We start from the raw sequence: 1,347 nt of genomic DNA, 5'->3' as shown, positions 1-1,347 counted from the left end.
AGGTCGCGTGCCCTGACGAAGGCGATGATGCGCTCGGCGCTGGCGTGCGAGGTGCGCCCGGAGGCGGCATCGTAGTCCAGCACCGAGTCGATGATCGCGCAATGCTGCGAGGCTGGGTCAATGACCACATAGCTGTAGGTGTAGGTGGCAGGATCGAAGAATTCGACGACATCGGGCTGCATGACCAGGCTCCTTCTCATACCCGTGGGAGTATTTAGTTAAGAAAGAGCTTAACTGTGTTTTGGTTCTATGCATAGATTGATATGGAATAAGCGAGGGTGGCCTTGTTCAGGACGGCCATAACCGTCCTGCAAGTCGTTGAATGACTTGGCTTTGCCAGATCTGGCGGACTCGAACGCACGCCGGAGAGGGGGATCAGGTGTACTTGGTGAAGATTTCGCGTACGCGCTGCAGTGACGCTTCGGTGTCCTGCTCCGGGTCGAGCATGGCTTCTTCGATGAGGCAGGTGAGCATCAGCCGATAGGACTTGTCCAGCGCACTGCGCGCCGCCGAGAACTGCTGGGCGATGGCGGCGCAATCCTCACCGCGCCTGATCATCGCCTGGATGCCGCGTATCTGGCCCTCGACCCGGGCCAGGCGTTTGAGCATCGCTTGTTGCTGCTCGAGCATGCGTGCGTGCAGGTCGGTAGGTTCGGTCATGGCGTGTCCTGTGCGATGGGGCGACTCAGGGTGAAGGCGCCGCGCAGTTCGCCAAGCTGGTAGCCGCGGGCCTGATCATGCGGATAGTACTGGTCAATCGCATTCTCTACCTCTGTCCTGATCGTCGCACCGTGGCACGCCAGGCAAGGCTCGCCAACGGCGATGGCCTGCATGTAGCGGTACTGCCCGTCGACTTCCTCGGCATGGCGCAGCTGCGTGACGGGCGTGCCGCTGGCGGCTGCGGCGGCAAAATCGTGCAGTACGCGGCGCTCCCAGGCATCGGGGGCGTTGTCCGGGTTGCGTACCTTCAGTGACGTGCGGCCGATCTGCCAGGCCTGTCGGCTGTGCTCGCTGGCGATCTGTGGCGCCAGTGCGTGGCAGGCCTGTACCGCTGCACCCGGCCCGCCATCGGCGATGGCCTGGCGCACGGTGCCGAGCAGCTGTTCGGCGAACGCGGGTATCTGCTTGGCCGCGTCCTCCTGCCAGGGCGTGGCGGCATACAGGGTGTCGCTGGTAAGCAGGGCGGCGAGCAGCAGGGTGCGCATGATCGATCCTCATAAATACTGGTGGGGGTATTTATGCACGAAACCTGCGCGCTGTCATCGCCACGACCTGCGACATGACGACTCGTGGTGCATTCAGGTGCGGATCAGTGCCGGGCGCCGTCGGTGGGCAGCGTCAGCAGTT

2 protein-coding genes and 1 pseudogene are annotated in these 1,347 nt (G+C 63.0%); all 3 read right to left on the bottom strand.

The annotated features are described in order from the left end of the window. Nucleotides 1-182, bottom strand: a pseudogene (locus J0A65_RS23540) (MBL fold metallo-hydrolase); the annotation flags it as partial. 193 nt (nt 183-375) lie between these two features. After that, nucleotides 376-660, bottom strand: coding sequence for a metal-sensing transcriptional repressor (locus J0A65_RS23535; protein ID WP_037051846.1), 285 nt, complete (start codon nt 658-660; stop codon nt 376-378). Further along, nucleotides 657-1,205, bottom strand: a complete 549-nt coding sequence (locus J0A65_RS23530; protein ID WP_152488599.1) for a Tll0287-like domain-containing protein — start codon at nt 1,203-1,205, stop codon at nt 657-659. Before J0A65_RS23530 ends, J0A65_RS23535 begins: the two co-directional genes overlap by 4 nt. Between the last annotated feature and the right edge of the window lie 142 nt (nt 1,206-1,347).

This window comes from Bowmanella yangjiangensis (assembly GCF_017255015.1).
GTDB lineage: Bacteria > Pseudomonadota > Gammaproteobacteria > Enterobacterales > Alteromonadaceae > Bowmanella > Bowmanella yangjiangensis.
Note: the sequence above shows the minus strand (reverse complement) of the source record. Positions and strands in the feature narration are given on the sequence as shown.